The 15,586-nt window shown below is 59.6% G+C and carries 13 protein-coding genes; 2 read left to right on the top strand and 11 right to left on the bottom strand.

What is annotated here, in order from left to right; genetic code table 11:
* Positions 1-11: 11 nt before the first annotated feature.
* Positions 12-1,334: a Rieske 2Fe-2S domain-containing protein gene (locus B9Z49_RS01020; protein WP_108351573.1), complete on the bottom strand. Its 1,323-nt coding sequence runs from the start codon at positions 1,332-1,334 to the stop codon at positions 12-14.
* A gap of 102 nt (positions 1,335-1,436) precedes the next feature.
* On the opposite strand from B9Z49_RS01020, the gene B9Z49_RS01015 reads away from it, so the two are divergent.
* Positions 1,437-2,336, top strand: coding sequence for a LysR family transcriptional regulator (locus tag B9Z49_RS01015; protein ID WP_108351572.1), 900 nt, complete (start codon positions 1,437-1,439; stop codon positions 2,334-2,336).
* A 25-nt stretch (positions 2,337-2,361) separates the two neighbouring features.
* On the opposite strand, the gene B9Z49_RS01010 is transcribed toward B9Z49_RS01015, so the two are convergent.
* The 10 genes from B9Z49_RS01010 to B9Z49_RS00965 all read right to left on the bottom strand — a co-directional run bounded on the left by B9Z49_RS01010 (position 2,362) and on the right by B9Z49_RS00965 (position 12,461).
* A complete protein-coding gene (locus B9Z49_RS01010) occupies positions 2,362-3,063 on the bottom strand; it encodes an ABC transporter ATP-binding protein (protein ID WP_108351702.1) in 702 nt (233 codons plus the stop codon).
* 2 nt (positions 3,064-3,065) lie between these two features.
* Complete coding sequence (locus B9Z49_RS01005; RefSeq protein WP_108351571.1) at positions 3,066-3,821, bottom strand: ABC transporter ATP-binding protein; 756 nt, start codon at positions 3,819-3,821, stop codon at positions 3,066-3,068.
* Complete coding sequence (locus tag B9Z49_RS01000; protein ID WP_108351570.1) at positions 3,818-4,774, bottom strand: branched-chain amino acid ABC transporter permease; 957 nt, start codon at positions 4,772-4,774, stop codon at positions 3,818-3,820. The genes B9Z49_RS01005 and B9Z49_RS01000 overlap by 4 nt, the downstream gene beginning before the upstream one ends.
* A 12-nt stretch (positions 4,775-4,786) precedes the next feature.
* Positions 4,787-5,701, bottom strand: coding sequence for a branched-chain amino acid ABC transporter permease (locus B9Z49_RS00995; RefSeq protein ID WP_108351569.1), 915 nt, complete (start codon positions 5,699-5,701; stop codon positions 4,787-4,789).
* 18 nt (positions 5,702-5,719) lie between these two features.
* A complete protein-coding gene (locus B9Z49_RS00990; protein ID WP_108351568.1) occupies positions 5,720-6,904 on the bottom strand; it encodes an ABC transporter substrate-binding protein in 1,185 nt (394 codons plus the stop codon).
* A gap of 110 nt (positions 6,905-7,014) precedes the next feature.
* Entirely contained in the window at positions 7,015-8,181 is a 1,167-nt protein-coding gene (tcuB, locus tag B9Z49_RS00985) for a tricarballylate utilization 4Fe-4S protein TcuB (RefSeq protein WP_108351567.1), read from the bottom strand.
* Positions 8,168-9,610: an FAD-dependent tricarballylate dehydrogenase TcuA gene (tcuA, locus tag B9Z49_RS00980; RefSeq protein WP_108351566.1), complete on the bottom strand. Its 1,443-nt coding sequence runs from the start codon at positions 9,608-9,610 to the stop codon at positions 8,168-8,170. The genes tcuB and tcuA overlap by 14 nt, the downstream gene beginning before the upstream one ends.
* 32 nt (positions 9,611-9,642) lie before the next feature.
* Positions 9,643-10,398, bottom strand: coding sequence for an SDR family NAD(P)-dependent oxidoreductase (locus B9Z49_RS00975; RefSeq protein WP_108351565.1), 756 nt, complete (start codon positions 10,396-10,398; stop codon positions 9,643-9,645).
* 272 nt (positions 10,399-10,670) lie between these two features.
* Complete coding sequence (gene ssb / locus B9Z49_RS00970) at positions 10,671-11,162, bottom strand: single-stranded DNA-binding protein (protein ID WP_108351564.1); 492 nt, start codon at positions 11,160-11,162, stop codon at positions 10,671-10,673.
* Between the two features lie 105 nt (positions 11,163-11,267).
* The gene (locus B9Z49_RS00965) at positions 11,268-12,461 is read right to left on the bottom strand and encodes an MFS transporter (RefSeq protein ID WP_108351563.1); all 1,194 of its coding nucleotides are present in this window, start codon (positions 12,459-12,461) and stop codon (positions 11,268-11,270) included.
* Positions 12,462-12,665: 204 nt separating this feature from the next.
* Here B9Z49_RS00965 and uvrA point away from each other — a divergent pair, with 204 nt between their 5' ends.
* Positions 12,666-15,539 carry an excinuclease ABC subunit UvrA gene (gene uvrA / locus B9Z49_RS00960; protein ID WP_108351562.1) on the top strand — a complete coding sequence of 958 codons (2,874 nt, stop codon included), beginning with the start codon at positions 12,666-12,668 and terminating at the stop codon, positions 15,537-15,539.
* The last annotated feature ends 47 nt before the right edge of the window (positions 15,540-15,586 follow it).

Here is a 15,586-nt window from a genome sequence, read left to right as displayed (position 1 = left end):
ATGTCTCCTGTTCAGGCCTTGGCCGTGGGTTGAATGGCAGCGCGGATGTAGGACTCCCAGGCGATGAACTGGTTGCGCATCACCACTTCGCTGGTGCCGTTGTTCGAATAAAGCACGCCGTCTTTTTCGGTGTCGCCCCCGTAGTTCCGGTGAAAGCTCACCCATTCGCCGCCTTTGGACTCGAGCCCCAACTGGCCCTTGGTCCAATTTTCCAGATCGTCTGCGTTGATCATGGTGGCGGGCGAATTGACCAGGTTGAAATACCACAGCGATCGCTCGTAAATCGCCTCGGGCACACCTTTGAGGCGGAAATGCCAGATCTCGGAAAGCGTCTTGTTGGGCGCCATCGGGCGCAAGCAACGCAGTTGCTGTAAAGGCGACTGCACCGACAAATAGGGATAGATCAACACATGGTGGATGCTGCGCGCCAGATACTCTTCACCCTTTTCTTCGCCATAGGCTTTCTTGATCAAGGCCTCGTATTCGACCGTGTCCGGATCGGTGGGGCGCAAGCCCATGTAGGCCTTCAAAATGCCGTGGCCATATTTGAAGTTGACCGTCTGCACCGAATCCCACTGGTCAAAGCTGGAGGCAAAGGTCGACAGGTAATGGAAAAACAAGGGGGCTGAGCCATTGTCCCGCTTCAGGCGCTGCTCCACACGGCGGGCCGAGACACCGGTGGACTGGTGCGTGACCGAAGGGTGCAAGGCATCGAGCTGGTTCTCCATGAAGAACTTCCAATTGGAATGCTGCACCACCCGGTGGCACACCGGCACCGCTTCCACCTCGCCCACGGGCGAACGGTCGCACATGTCGTCAAACGCTATTTTTGCCTCGCCCAAAAAGTCGATCAGACTCGGGCCTTCCTTGCCCAGGCTGGCAAACACAAAGCCACGGTAACTGTCGACCCGCGCAGCAGGCACCATGCTGCAATCGGCGTTGTCTGTGTGCATGCGTGTGCCGTCATAGCCCTTGACCAAGGGGATGGCCTTGACTTTGCCATTGAGGTGAAAGCTCCAGGCGTGGTACGAGCACACAAAACCCTTGCCGGTGTTGCCGCTTTGATTGCCGCACAACTCCACACCCCGGTGCGGGCAGCGGTTGTAGAGCACACGCACGCTGCGGTCCACATCTCGCACCATGACCATGGGTTGACGGCCAATCTGCATGGTGAAGTAATCCCCCACCTCCTTGACCTGGGATTCGTGGCCGCAGTAGACCCAGGCTTTTTCAAAAATGTGTTCCATCTCCAGATCAAACAGCGCTTGATCTGTGTAGACACTCTTATGAACACGGTCCGGTTGAACCAGGTTCGCCAAATCGATCGGTTGCATGAAAACTCCTTGGCAGGCTTCGGGGTGGATGTCAGGCCTCAAGTTAACAAAGGACAAGCGCTTGACCTACAACCTGCCATGCTTTTTCCATTACCATAGGTTATGGATTATCGAAAAGTTCAACTCTTTCTGGCCGCAGCACGCTTGGGCAACATGACCGAAGCCGCCGCATCGCTGGACATTTCCCAACCGGCCTTGTCCAAAAGCATCAAGTCGCTGGAAAAAACCCTGGGCGTGCGACTGCTCGAGCGCGGACGTTTCGGGGTCAGCGTCACCCCTTTTGGCCAGGCCCTGATGCAACACGGCCAGGTGATGGAAGCGGAAATGCGCAATGCGGTGGGCGAAATCCAGGCCATGCGCGGCGCGCAAAGAGGCCATGTGCTGATGGGGTGCGGCCCCACCGAGGCCACCCGTTTATTGCCTCTGGCGCTGCAGGCTCTGGCCAAAGACCAGCCCGAAATCCAGGTGACGGTGCTCTACGGACTCAACGAGGCCCTGATGCCTTGGGTCAAGCAAGGCGAAGTGGATTTCGCCTTGTCCTCGGTGCCCACCCGCACGACCGACCCGGACCTGTCCCACGAACGCCTGTTGACCGAAACAGCCACCGTGGTCGCACGAACCGGACACCCGCTGGCGCAATACAAAAGGGTCACCCCCGACATGCTCACCCCATACCCCTGGGTCTTGCCACGAAAGCGTGAACTTGAGCGACTGGCGTTTGACGATTATTTTGTGGCGCAAGGCCTGGAGCCTCCGACCGCCCAAGTCGAAACCACCTCCACCGTGCTGATGAAATCCATGGTGATGCAAAGCGACGCCCTCACCTTCATTCCGGCCGAATTGATTTACTGGGAAGTCCGTGCAGGCCAGCTCCAAGCGCTTCAAGCCTCGGGCAACCAATGGGCCCGGCAGGTGGGCATCACCCGCAGACGCAAGGGCTCCATGAGTCCGGCCAGCCAACGGTTGCTGACTGCGGTGAAGTCGGTGGCCAAAAACTTTTGAGCCTCAAACGCCCACCCCGCATCCATCAAACACCCAAGTAGCGCGTCCACAACTCGCGCTGGTCCTTGAGCGCTTGGGAGTTACCCGCCCAAGCCACCTGGCCGCGCTCCAGGATCACATGGTGGTCGGCAATCTCCACCAAGCGGTTGACGTATTTATCGACCACGATCAAGGTCTGGCCCTCTTCGCGCAGCAAACGCAGACAGCGCCAGATCTCTTCCCGGATCAGTGGGGCCAGACCTTCGGTGGCCTCGTCCAGAATCATCAGGCGGGGGTTGGTGACCAGGGCCCGGCCGATGGCCAGCATTTGCTGCTCACCACCCGACAACTGCGAGCCCATGTTGGCACGGCGCTCGGCCAGGCGCGGAAACAGCTCATAAACCCGCGCAGGCGACCAAGGCGTGCGGCTTTGATGGCGGTTACTGGCAAACGCCGTCAGGTGCTCGTCTACCGACAAGTTGGGAAAGACTTGCCGACCTTCGGGGACCACCGCCAAACCCATCCGCGCCACCCGATCGGCCGCCACGTTGGTAATGTCCTGACCATCAAAAATCACCTGACCCGCCTTGACCGACTTGAGTCCTAGAATGCTGCGGATCAAGGTGGTCTTGCCCATGCCGTTGCGGCCCAGCAGGCCCATGACATCGCCCGGCTGCAGGCTCAGGCCCAAGCCAAACAAGACCTGGCTTTCGCCATAAGCGGCTTGCACATCGCGAACTTGCAGCAAACTCATGCGTGCTCCTCGCCCAGGTAAGCGGCAACCACTTGCGGGTTGAGCCGAATGGCCTGGGGTGAGCCGGTGGCGATCAAAGCGCCGTTGACCATCACCGAGATGCGGTCGGCCAAGCGAAACACCGCGTCCATGTCGTGCTCGATCAACAAGATGGCCACCTTGGCGCGGAGCTTTTGAATCAGCTGGAGAATGCGCTCGGACTCCACCGGCCCGGCACCCGCCATGGGCTCGTCCAGCAACAAGAGTTTGGGCTGGGTGGCCACGGCCAGGCCCAGCTCCAAAATGCGCTGCTCGCCGTGCGAGAGTTCACTGGCCGGATCCTGCGCACGGTCCTGCAAACCCAACTCGTGCAACACGGCCATGGCCTGCGCCGTCAAGGTCTTTTCTGACTGCACCGGACGCCAGAAAGAAAAACTGTTGCCGCTGCGCGCTTGCACCGACAGCGCCACGTTGTCCAGCACGGTGAAAGATTTGAACAAGCGCGTGATCTGAAACGAGCGGGCCAGGCCGCTGCGCACACGGGCGTGCGTGGGCATGGCAGTGACATCCTGGCCTTCGAAAAAAATCTGTCCACTGTCGCTTGGCAAGTGACCAGACAACTGCGCCACCAAGCTGGTCTTGCCCGCCCCGTTCGGGCCAATCAAGGCGTGGATTTCTCCAGGCTGCACATCCAGCGTGACGTGGTCAGTGGCCCGCAAGGCACCAAAATTTTTGACCAGGTCGTTCACCTGAAGCAAGGCCCCGGCGTTCATGCATGCCCCCCTTTGCGGGTCGACTTGCGGCGGATCAAGCCCGCCAGTCCTTTGGGGGCCAGCAAGACCACGGCAAGCAGGAACCAACCCACATAAAACTGCCAATGCAAGGTGTATTCGGCCAGCACATCCTCCAGAATCAGCAGCACCAGTGCACCCCACAAACCGCCCGTGAGCGTGCCCACGCCGCCCAGAATGACCATGACCATCAGGATGCCCGATTGGGTCCAATGCATCAGGTTCGGGCTGACATAGTTCTGATGGTTGACCATCAAGGCACCTGCCAGACCCCCCAGGGTACCGGCAATGACAAACAGCACCCATTTGTAGCGGTAAGACGCAAACCCGATGGCATCGACACGCACATCGTCATCGCGTATCGCCAAAATCACACGGCCAAAGCGCGAGGCCATGATGCGAGAAATCAGCACCAAGCTCAGCACCAGCACAAACAGGACCACGAAGTAAAAAGTCACATCATTTTTCAGGTCCAGACCCAGACCGAAGTCAGAGCGCTGCTTGATGTTCAAACCTTCGTCACCTCCATAGGCTTTGATGGAGTTGACCAGGTAATAAATCATCTGGGCAAAGGCCAAGGTGATCATGATGAAATAGACACCCCGTGTGCGCAGCGAAATCGCACCGATGATGGCGGCCACCAAAGCCGACAAACCCATGGCGATGGCAAAACCCACCCAGCCATTGGTGACGCCCTCGGTGATCAAAATGCCCACCGTGTAAGCCCCGACCCCCAAAAAGGCCGCATGCCCGAAGGACACGAGGCCCCCGTAACCGAGTATCAGGTTGAGACTGCAAGCAGCGATGCCGTAAATCATCATGCGGCTGAGCATGCTGACGTAAAAATCCATACCTCGGGCATGCAGAAACAAGGGCAAAGCGATCGCCCCCGCCAGCACCAGGCCCCAGACCCAGAACGGTGTTTTGTGGTTCATTGCACCCGTGCCTCAACGACCGGAAAAAAGTCCCTGAGGACGGACAAACAGCACAACGGCCATCAGCAGGTACACCGCAATCGAGGCCACCGCAGGCCCCGCAGCGCTGGCGAACTGGGGCGAGAAAAGTTCACGAAACAACATGGGCAGCAATGTCCGCCCCAAGGTGTCGACAAAGCCCACCAAAATGGCCCCAACAAAAGCCCCCCAGACCGAGCCGATGCCGCCGATCACAATGACCACAAAAGCCAGGATCAGGATGTTCTCACCCATGCCCACCTGCACCGCCAACAGCGGCCCGAGCATGGCCCCCGCCACCGCACACAGGGCGGCGCCAATGCCAAATACCCCGGTGAACAAACGCCGGATGTTGATGCCCATGGCCATGGCCATCTCTCGGTTCGAAGCGCCCGCCCTGACCCAGGCCCCCATGCGGGTTCGAGTGACCATCAGGTACAGCAAGAGCGCGATGACCAGGCCCACGGCAATGATCACCAACCGGTAGCTCGGGTAGCGCAAGCCAGGCAACAACTCCACCGGGCCGGACAAGGCTTTGGGCATGGACAAAGGCAGATCGGAGCCCCAGATCATGCGCACGGATTCGTTGATGATCAGGATCAAGGCAAAGGTGGCCAACACCTGGGACAAATGGTCGCGGGCATACAGCGTTCGCAGCAAAGTGGCTTCCAGCAGCATGCCCACCACGGCAGTGAGCATGACCGCCAACACCACACCCAGCCAAAACGACTGGGTCAACTGAACCAACCAGGCCGTCAGGAACGCCCCCACCATGTAGAGGGCGCCATGGGCCAGGTTGATCATGTCCATGATGCCGAAGACCAGCGTGAGCCCGGAGGCCAGCAAGAACAACATCAAACCGAACTGCAGGCCATTTAGGGCCTGCTCCAACAGCAAAATTCCAGTCATGAGAAGACGCGAGCGTCCTTACTTCATGGGGCAGTCTTTGACGTAGGCGTCACCATGGTTGGCCAGCAAAGGTTGGCCCACGATACGGTTGACCAGACGGCCCTGACCATCCTTAACGATCTCGCGAAGGTAATAGTTCTGGATCGGGTACTGGTTGGTGTTGAACCGGAAATCGCCCCGCACCGAATTGAACTTGACCGTCTTAAGGGTCTTGATCAAGGCCTCTTTGTCGTCGATCTTGCCGTTGGCCGCACGCACAGCGGCATCGATCAGCAAAGCCGTGTCGTAGCCCTGGGCTGCGTAGATGGTGGGCAATCGCTTGTATTCTTTTTCGAACTCGGCCACAAATTTCTTGTTGGCTTCGTTGGGCAAGTCCAGGCCCCAATGCGCGGTGTCAAACACGCCCAACATGTCGTTGCCCACCGCACGGATGACGTCTTGGTCAGCGCCAAAGCCGGGCTGAATCAGGCGGGTGTCTTTGTTCAGGCCAGCGGCCATGAACTGCTTGATGAAGTTGATGCCCATGCCACCGGGCAAGAAGGTGTAGACCACTTCGGGCTTGGCCGCGCGGATGGCCGCCAATTCGGCCGAATAATCCAGCTCGCCAAGCTTGGTGTAGACCTCGCCCGATATATTGCCTTTATAAAAGCGCTTGAAGCCGGCCAACGAATCCTTGCCCGCTTGGTAGTTGGGGGCCAGCAAATAAGCCGACTTCACTTTGAGGTTGGTGGCGTATTGGCCTGCAGCCTCGTGGTACGCATCGTTGGGCCAAGACACGGCAAAGAAATAGGGCGTGCACTGCGCGCCTGCAATCGGCGAGGGTGCCGCATTGGGGCTGAGGTAAATCGTTTTGGCGTTCACGGCCTCAGGCAAACCCGCGAGCATGATGTTGGAAAACACCACGCCGGTCAAAAAGTCGACCTTGTCGCGTTTGACATAGCGCTCGAACAACTGCTTGCCCACGTCGGGTTTGAACTGGTCGTCCGAGATCGACACATCAGCGTTCAACCCGCCAAGCTTGCCACCGTTGAGTTTGACGGCCAACATGAAGGCATCGCGAATGTCCACGCCCAACGCAGCCGAAGGGCCTGAAAGGGTACTGACAAAACCGATTTTGACCTTGTCCTGCGCCAAGGCGGGAGCACAGGCCAAAGCCACCAAAGTGGAAACCGTCAACAAACTTTTGATTACCGGAAAACGCATGAATGACTCCTGGCAAAACCATCAAAAAAGGAAAAAGCCATCTTAAAGAAGGCAAGCCCCATTCTGTGCCGAAAATCACCCCGCCATGAATGAGGGTTTACCCTTTTGATTCAATCGCTGCCCAGACTCAGCCGACTGGGCTGCCGCTTTTCGACGGCAAAGCGCAGCAAAGCGGCCGTGCGAAAAATGCCGTGTGCGAATTTTCCGTATGGCAAAGTCAGGAACAAGGCCATCACCGCCCCCAGGTGCACCGCCAACATCAAAGGCATGGCCGCCGTTTGGCCCAACAACCACAGCAACAAGCCGGTCACGCTGACCAGAAACAACAGGGCAATGAAACCCCGGTCCATGGGCTTTTGCGCTGCGTCGCCGTGGTCTGGGTGGCGGCGCAGGTTCAAGCGCCACAAACCGGCTGTCCCCACCGTCAGGCTCACCCCACCAATCACGCCCAGCAACTTGGGCAAAGTCGTCAGGTCGTAAGGCGCTGGCCAGCCCAACACATAGTGGTAAAGCGTGGCCACACTGGTGGCGGCAAAGCACAGCATGAAGCCGTAAAACGTCAGGTGGTGGTAGCGCTTGCGGGCATGCGTCCACGCATCGTCTTCGTTGTGGCAGCCTTCGCCGTGTCCACCATCCAGGTACTTCAATTGCAGCGCAGCGTTTGCCGCCTCGGCGGCAGCGGGGGATGTCAAACCCGCACCGCTGGTGGCGGGCGTCACCTCGCGCCAAAAACGCATCACCCCCATCGCCAGCGCCAGCAAGGCAAACAAAAAGATGGGCGCAAACAGGCTCAACATCAGGTTATGGGGGAATACCGCATAGAAACCACCCGCCAACGGGGTTGACCACAACGTGCCTTGACGCAACATAGCCAGGGCCAAAAACAAGGCCAATCCGAACGCCAAGGCCACCGACAAGGTCAAACCATTACGCTTGTACAAAGCCCCCAGGGCCGGGGGCCAGGCGTAGTCGGCGTAGGTCTGGCCACGCACTTGGGCCATGGCCTTGGGCACATTGATGGCAAAGTCGTGGGGTGGCGCGTACTGGCAAGCGTGCAAACACGCCCCGCAGTTGTGGCACAGGTTGGCCATGTAATGGATGTCGGCCTTGCCAAACTCCAGGCGGCGCGTCATGGCCGGGAACACCGCACAAAAGCCTTCGCAATACCGGCAGCCATTGCAAATTTGCATTTGGCGGGCCACTTCGGCTTCGGGCGCGGTCATCTCGCCACGCGCCAGGGCACGGGCATCTTGGGTCAGTGCTTCAAGCGTTTGCATGAGAAGCCCCTTCTTTCTGGGCCATGACGGCTTTGGCCGCCTGCTCACCCGCGATGCGGCCAAAGGCCGTGCCTATCGTCATGCCCACCCCGGCGGTATAGCCCTTGCCCAGCACATTGCCCGCCATCATTTCACCCGCCACAAACAAGTTGGGGCTGGGCTGGTTGTTGAATCGCACAGCGGTGGTCTCATCGGTTTTCAATCCCAAATAGGTGAAAGTCACGCCGGGTCTGACGGCATAGGCGTAATAAGGCGCAATGTCCAGCGGCCTGGCCCAGTGGGTTTTGGCGGGTGTGACCCCTTCGGTGTGGCAGTCGTCCAGCGCCGTGTGGTCAAACTTGCCTTCGCGGCAAGCGGCGTTGTAATCGGTCAGGGTTTGCATGAAAGTCGCTTCATCGAGACCCAGCTTTCGCGCCAACTCGGGCAGGCTGTCGGCCTTGGTGCCTTCAAACACCGGCGGCATGAAACGGCCCACCGCCTTGGCGTCGATGATGGAATACGCCACCTGCCCCGGCTGCTGGGCCACCAAACGACCCCAAATGGCGTAGCGCTTGGGCCAAAAATCTTCGCCCTCGTCGTAAAAACGCCGCGCCTCGCGGTTGACCACCACGCCCAGGGACACACAATCGATGCGGGTGCAAATACCGCCGTCGTACAAAGGCGCGCGCGCATCGATGGCCACCATGTGCGCCTGCGTCGGGTCGCCAATGCGGTCAGCGCCCTGCGCCAACATGTGTTTGAGCAAGACCCCTTGGTTGTAACGCGTGCCCCGAATCAAAAACTGATCGGCCGGGTATTCACCGCGCTCGTTTTGCCCCCAGGCCTCGCGCAGCCACTCGCGGTTGGACTCAAAGCCTCCTGCAGCCAACACACAGGTGCGGGCGGTAATGCGTTCGCGTCGAACGCTGCCATCGGCCTGCTTGTGCATGACCGATGCGGCCACAAAGCGGCCCTCGTCCAATTCAACGGTATCCACCTCGGCGTTGTAGTGGATCTGCACGCCCAGCTTTTCGGCGCTGCGGTAAAAGGCATTCACCAAGGCCTTGCCCCCGCCCATGAAAAACGCGTTGGTGCGGGCCGTGTGCAAAGCCCCGGACAAAGACGGCTGAAAGCGCACGCCGTGCTTGACCATCCAGGGTCTGCATGTGGCCGAGTGGCGGATCGCCAAACGGGCCAAATGCTCGTCGGTCAAGCCGCCGGTGACTTTGAGCAAGTCTTGCCAAAACTCTTCTTCCGGGTAGGCGTCGACCAACACGTCTTGCGGCGCATCGTGCATGCAGCGCAAGTTACGGGTATGGCCCGAATTGCCGCCGCGCCACTCACGTGGTGCCGATTCGAGCAACATCACGCTGGCACCGGCTTCACGGGCCATGAGGGCCGCACACAGGGCCGCGTTGCCGCCGCCAATCACCAAAACATCCACCGTCATAGATACTTTCAGGGCACGTTGCCCGAGCTGGATCAGAACTGGTACTTGCGCAAACCACCGTCGACAGGAATCACCGCACCGGTGATGTAACTGGCCAATGGCGAAGCCAAGAAGGTGACCAAATTCGCCATGTCTTCCGGCTCGCCATAGCGGCCCACTGGAATCTCGTTGTCGCACTGCCACTGGCGGTACTCGGGGGTGTAGTTGCGGAAAATCTGCTCAGAGTGGATGCGCCCTGGTGGCACACAGTTCACGGTGACGCCGTGTTTGCCCACCATGCGCGACAAACCTTTGGCCCAGCTGTGCATGCCGGCCTTGGCGCAAAACGCGCCGTTGGTGTGCTCGGGCTCGCTCTTGCCGGTGATGTTGATGATGCGGCCCCAGTTGCGCGCAATCATCTGGTCGATCAGCGCATCGGCTACTTGGCGTGGGCGGTGAAAGTTCAAGGTGATGGCTTCTTGCCAAGCTTCTTCGCTCACATGCAGTTCTTTGAAGCTGCGCGAGCCACCGGCGTTGTTCACCAAAATGTCCACGCTGCCCAAACCGGCCAGGGCCGCATCGGTCAAGCGCTTGGCAGCGTCTTCGGCGTAAAGGTCTGACTCGATGACCACGGGCGCATGGCCACCTGCCGCCACAATCTCGGCGGCCAGCTCATGGAGCTTGTCGACGCGGCGCGCCGACACGGCCACACGCACGCCTTCAGCCGCGAGGGCTTTGGCAATGCCGCGCCCGATGCCCACGCTGGCTCCGGTGACCAAGGCGGTTTTGTTTTTGAGTTGCAAGTCCATGGGTATCTTTGAAAAAGAGATTGACGATTGGACTTTAGCCTGACCCCAGATCCTTGCGCAGCCCCTGGCTGACATGCCCTTTGAGTAGCAAAAGTTGCACCCGTATCAGAACTCGCAGCTTGACCAACAGCCAAGTAACCCAGGCAAAACACAGATGCTGCGACGAAAAAGCGGAAGGTCGTTCGGTCATGAGGGAATTGGGTCGTTAAAAAAACCCGTGGGGTGAGACACGGGTTTTAGTAGAGATTCGCAAAAGGCAAAGCGGCAGGATGTCAGAACGGAATGTCGTCGTCCATGTCGTCGAAATTACTGGCCGCTGGCTTGGCTGCAGAAGCTGGGCGCTGTGCGGGCGCAGCCGCTGGACGCGCAGGGGCCTGGCGAGGCGCATAACCAGCACCACCACCATCTTCGGACGGACCGCCCATGCCCTGGCGGCTGCCCAGCATCTGCATGCTGTCGGCGCGGATGTCGGTGGCGTACTTTTCCACACCGTTTTTGTCGGTGTATTTGCGGGTACGCAGGCTACCCTCAACGTACACTTGGCTGCCCTTGCGCAGGTACTGGCCTGCGATCTCAGCCAACTTGGCAAAAAAGCTGATGCTGTGCCACTCGGTGGCCTCTTTCATTTCACCTGTTTGCTTGTCTTTGTAGCGGTCGGTGGTGGCCACGCGGATGCTGGTGACCGCATCGCCCGAGGGTAAATAACGGGTTTCGGGATCGGCACCCAGGTTGCCGACGATGATGACTTTGTTAACGGATGCCATGAAAACTCCTCGATGATGCCCAATTATGCGGCCAATCTCAGGCGGCCAATCGCCCCCGGGCCAAGGCCCGAAAGTTGGCCACATGCCCCACCCCACACTGACGCATCAGGTCTGCACCAAAGGCACACCCCGAACTGGGTTCTGCATGGGCAAAGCCAGCAGCAACCACAGCAGCATGGCCACGCCACAGCTCAAAAACAGCGCCGGGCTACCCCAGGATTTGACCACCCAGCCGCCCACCAGACCGCCCACAAAAAAGCCCAAAGACTGCAAGGTGTTGTAAACCCCCAGGGCCGCACCACGCATGGCCCGGGGTGCGATCAGCGAGGCCAGGCTGGGCAGGGCCGCCTCCAGCGCATTGAAGCCGCAGAAAAACACCAGCAACAAGACGGCCAGACCGCCGAGGCTGGGCGTGCCCAGCGATTGCACCAGCAAACCCAGCTGCACCACAACGATCAGGCCAATGGAGAGCAGAAACATTTTTTTTAAGTGCCCTCGGCGTTCCATGGCAAACACCACGCCTAAAAACAACAAGGACAGCACCACCACTGGCAAATACAACTGCCAATGCAGCGATTTGTTCAAGCCCGACTGCAACAACAAGGACGGCACCGCCACCCACATGGCCAATTGCACCGCGTGCAACACAAACACCCCAATATTCAAGCGCATCAAGTCGGCATGGGCCAGCACATCGGCCAGCCGTCCACGCTCTTGTCCCGGCGCCGACAGCAGCGCGGGCGGTGCCGATGGTGCCCACCAAATCACCACCCCCACGCCCAGCAGCGCCAGCGCCCCGGTCAACCAGAACAGCCCAGAAAAGCCAATCCAGACCGTCAGCACAGGCGCCACCACCAAAGACAGGGCAAACATCAGCGCGATGCTGCTGCCCAACCAAGCCATGGCCCGGGTGCGAACCTCATCCCGCGTCAAATCGGCCAGCATGGCGGTCACCGCCGCCGACACGGCCCCTGCCCCTTGCAAACTGCGCCCCAACAGCAGGTGCGTCAGATCGGTGGCTGCAGCCGCCCAAAAACTGCCCAAGGCAAAAACGATCAGGCCCAGTACGATCACCCGCTTGCGCCCGAAACGGTCCGAAGCCATGCCAAACGGCAACTGCAACAGGCCTTGCGTCAGCCCGTAAATGCCCATGGCCAACCCCAGCAAAAGGGGGTCTTCGCCCCCAGGGTATCGGCGTGCTTCCAGAGCGAACACCGGCAAAACCAGGAACAGCCCCAACATGCGCAAAGCAAAAATGCCCCCCAGCGAAGCACTGGCGCGCCGCTCAGTGGGCGTCATGTTCAAGTCAGAAGATGTCTGCGAAAGGTCGGCCACACAAAGCCCAAAACAGGGGGAATGAAGCGTGCGATTGTCCTTGATTGTCAGCACCCAGCGCCTGTCAATGCCCCAGCGGGGATAATCAAAGGTTTTGCCGATCTGACCGCCACCGTGAAACTTGCTGACTCCCCTCTCTTGCCTGACGAACCCGAACCCTCGCGGTATATGGCCTCAGCGCTGCGGCAAACCCACATCAGCGTGCGCGGGGCGCGCACCCACAACCTCAAAAACATCGACCTGGACATCCCGCGCAACCAGCTGGTGGTGATCACTGGCTTATCAGGCTCGGGCAAGTCGAGCTTGGCCTTTGACACGCTGTACGCCGAAGGCCAGCGCCGCTATGTGGAAAGCCTCTCGGCCTATGCCCGGCAGTTTTTGCAGCTGATGGACAAGCCCGATGTGGACCTGATCGAGGGCTTGTCGCCTGCGATTTCCATCGAGCAAAAAGCTACCAGCCACAACCCCCGCTCCACCGTGGGCACGGTGACCGAGATTCACGACTACCTGCGCTTGTTGTATGCCCGCGCCGGCACACCCTATTGCCCAGACCACAATTTACCTTTGCAAGCGCAGACCGTGAGCCAGATGGTGGACGCCGTGCTGGCCCTGCCCGAAGACACCAAACTCATGATCCTCGCGCCGATTGCGCGAGAGAAAAAAGGCGAGTTTGAAAAAGTCTTTGAGCAGATGCAGGCTCTGGGCTATGTGCGCTTTCGCATCAATGGCCAGACGGTGGAAGTGGAAGACCTGCCCACGCTCAAGAAGACCGAGAAGCACAACATCGACGTGGTGGTGGACCGCATCAAGGTCAGGTCTGAAGAGGATGCCAAGGCACGCGACGCCCTGCGCCAGCGCCTGGCCGAGAGCTTTGAAGCTGCGCTGCATTTGGCCGAACACCGCGCTGTTGCCTTGGAGATGGACACCGGTAAAGAACACCTGTTCAACGCCAAGTTTTCATGCCCGGTGTGCACCTATTCCATCAGCGAGCTGGAGCCGCGGCTGTTCTCGTTCAACTCGCCCATGGGCGCGTGCCCGACTTGCGACGGCATTGGCAGCATGGCGTTTTTTGACCCGGATCGGGTGGTGGCCTTCCCTTCGCTCAGCCTGGCCAGTGGTGCCATCAAGGGCTGGGACCGGCGCAACGGGTTTTACTTCAGCATGCTCGAAAGCCTGGCCAAGCATTACCAGTTCGACATCGAAGCACCGTTCGAGAAACTCTCGCCCATTCATCAGCAGGTGTTGTTGCACGGCTCAGGACTGGAGGAAATCAAGTTCAGCTACACCATGGAGTCCGGAGCCTCGCAGGGCAAAAAGGTCAGCAAGAAGCACCCGTTTGAGGGGATCATCCCCAACATGACGCGGCGCTACCGCGAGACCGACTCGGCCGTGGTGCGCGAAGACCTGGCGCGCTACCGCAACATGCAGCCTTGCACCAGCTGCCAAGGCACACGCTTGCGACGCGAGGCGCGCCATGTGCGCATTGGCGAAGGCGCACAAGCCCGTGCCATTTACGAGATCAGCCACATCACCCTTGGTGAGTCGCAGCAGTATTTTCAGGGCCTGAAAATGCACGGGGCCAAGGCCGAGATCGCCGACAAGGTGGTGCGCGAGATCGCGTTACGGCTCAAGTTTTTGAACGACGTGGGCCTGAATTATTTGAGCCTGGACCGCAATGCCGACACCCTCTCGGGCGGCGAATCCCAACGCATCCGCCTGGCCAGCCAGATCGGCTCGGGCCTCACAGGCGTGATGTATGTGCTCGACGAGCCCAGCATCGGATTGCACCAGCGCGACAACGACCGCCTGATCGGCACCCTGCAACACCTGCGCGACATCGGCAACAGCGTGCTGGTGGTCGAGCACGACGAAGACATGATCCGCGTGGCCGACCATGTGATCGACATGGGACCTGGCGCGGGCGTGCACGGCGGGCGTGTGATGGCGCAAGGCACTTGCGCCGACATCCTCGCCGCACCCGATTCGGTCACAGGCCAATACATGTCGGGTCGCAAAAAAATCGAGATCCCGAAACGTCACAAGGCGGGCAAGGATTTCATCGAAATCGTAGGCGCTTCAGGCAACAACCTGAAAAATGTAAACGTGAAATTTCCTGTTGGTTTGCTTACCTGCGTGACGGGTGTGTCCGGTTCGGGCAAATCCACTTTGGTCAACGACACGCTTTACACCGCAGCCGCCCACCAGATCCACCGCGCCCACGACGAAGCCGCTGCGCACGAAGAGATCAACGGCCTGGAGCACTTCGACAAGGTCATCAACGTGGACCAGTCGCCCATTGGCCGCACGCCACGCAGCAACCCTGCCACCTACACGGGCCTGTTCACCCACATCCGCGAGTTGATGGCCGAAGTGCCTGCTGCACGCGAGCGCGGCTACGGCCCGGGGCGTTTCAGCTTCAACGTAACCGGGGGCCGCTGCGAAGCCTGCCAGGGCGACGGTATGGTGAAAGTGGAGATGCACTTCTTGCCCGATGTGTACGTACCCTGCGACGTATGCCACGGCATGCGCTACAACCGCGAAACGCTCGAGGTGCAATACAAGGGCCAGAACATCGCGCAGATTTTGAACATGACAGTGGAAGCCGCGCACCAGTTCTTCAGCGCCGTGCCCAACATCGCGCGAAAACTGCAAACCCTGCTCGACGTGGGCCTGACCTACATCCGTTTGGGCCAAAGCGCGACCACGCTCTCAGGCGGCGAGGCCCAACGCGTCAAGCTAGCGCTGGAACTGTCCAAGCGCGACACGGGCCGCACGCTGTACATCTTGGACGAACCCACCACCGGCCTGCACTTTGCCGACATCGATTTGTTGCTCAAGGTGCTGCACCAGCTGCGCGACGCGGGCAACACCATCGTCATCATCGAACACAACCTCGACGTCATCAAAACCGCCGACTGGTTGATTGACATGGGCCCCGAAGGCGGCGCGGGCGGTGGCACGGTGCTGGGCGAAGGCACCCCCGAGCAATTGGCCAAAAACAAGGCCAGCTTCACAGGCCACTATTTGGCACGTTTGCTGTAACAGCGATGCGCCTCCCCAGTTTGTTATCCACTCACTTTTGAATTCTT

This window comes from Limnohabitans sp. 2KL-51 (assembly GCF_003063645.1).
Taxonomy (GTDB): Bacteria; Pseudomonadota; Gammaproteobacteria; order Burkholderiales; family Burkholderiaceae_C; genus Limnohabitans_A.
The sequence above is the reverse complement of the archived record's forward strand: the minus strand, read 5'-3'. Positions and strand labels throughout refer to the sequence as shown.

What these genes read in the sequence shown, in the direction of transcription:
- B9Z49_RS01020 (WP_108351573.1), bottom strand. Translation starts at nt 1,334, where the DNA reads ATGCAACCGATCGATTTGGCGAACCTGGTTCAACCGGACCGTGTTCAT.
- B9Z49_RS01015 (WP_108351572.1), top strand. Translation starts at nt 1,437, where the DNA reads ATGGATTATCGAAAAGTTCAACTCTTTCTGGCCGCAGCACGCTTGGGC.
- B9Z49_RS01005 (WP_108351571.1), bottom strand. Translation starts at nt 3,821, where the DNA reads ATGAACGCCGGGGCCTTGCTTCAGGTGAACGACCTGGTCAAAAATTTT.
- B9Z49_RS01000 (WP_108351570.1), bottom strand. Translation starts at nt 4,774, where the DNA reads ATGAACCACAAAACACCGTTCTGGGTCTGGGGCCTGGTGCTGGCGGGG.
- B9Z49_RS00995 (WP_108351569.1), bottom strand. Translation starts at nt 5,701, where the DNA reads ATGACTGGAATTTTGCTGTTGGAGCAGGCCCTAAATGGCCTGCAGTTC.
- B9Z49_RS00990 (WP_108351568.1), bottom strand. Translation starts at nt 6,904, where the DNA reads ATGCGTTTTCCGGTAATCAAAAGTTTGTTGACGGTTTCCACTTTGGTG.
- tcuB (WP_108351567.1), bottom strand. Translation starts at nt 8,181, where the DNA reads ATGCAAACGCTTGAAGCACTGACCCAAGATGCCCGTGCCCTGGCGCGT.
- tcuA (WP_108351566.1), bottom strand. Translation starts at nt 9,610, where the DNA reads ATGACGGTGGATGTTTTGGTGATTGGCGGCGGCAACGCGGCCCTGTGT.
- B9Z49_RS00975 (WP_108351565.1), bottom strand. Translation starts at nt 10,398, where the DNA reads ATGGACTTGCAACTCAAAAACAAAACCGCCTTGGTCACCGGAGCCAGC.
- ssb (WP_108351564.1), bottom strand. Translation starts at nt 11,162, where the DNA reads ATGGCATCCGTTAACAAAGTCATCATCGTCGGCAACCTGGGTGCCGAT.
- B9Z49_RS00965 (WP_108351563.1), bottom strand. Translation starts at nt 12,461, where the DNA reads ATGACGCCCACTGAGCGGCGCGCCAGTGCTTCGCTGGGGGGCATTTTT.
- uvrA (WP_108351562.1), top strand. Translation starts at nt 12,666, where the DNA reads ATGGCCTCAGCGCTGCGGCAAACCCACATCAGCGTGCGCGGGGCGCGC.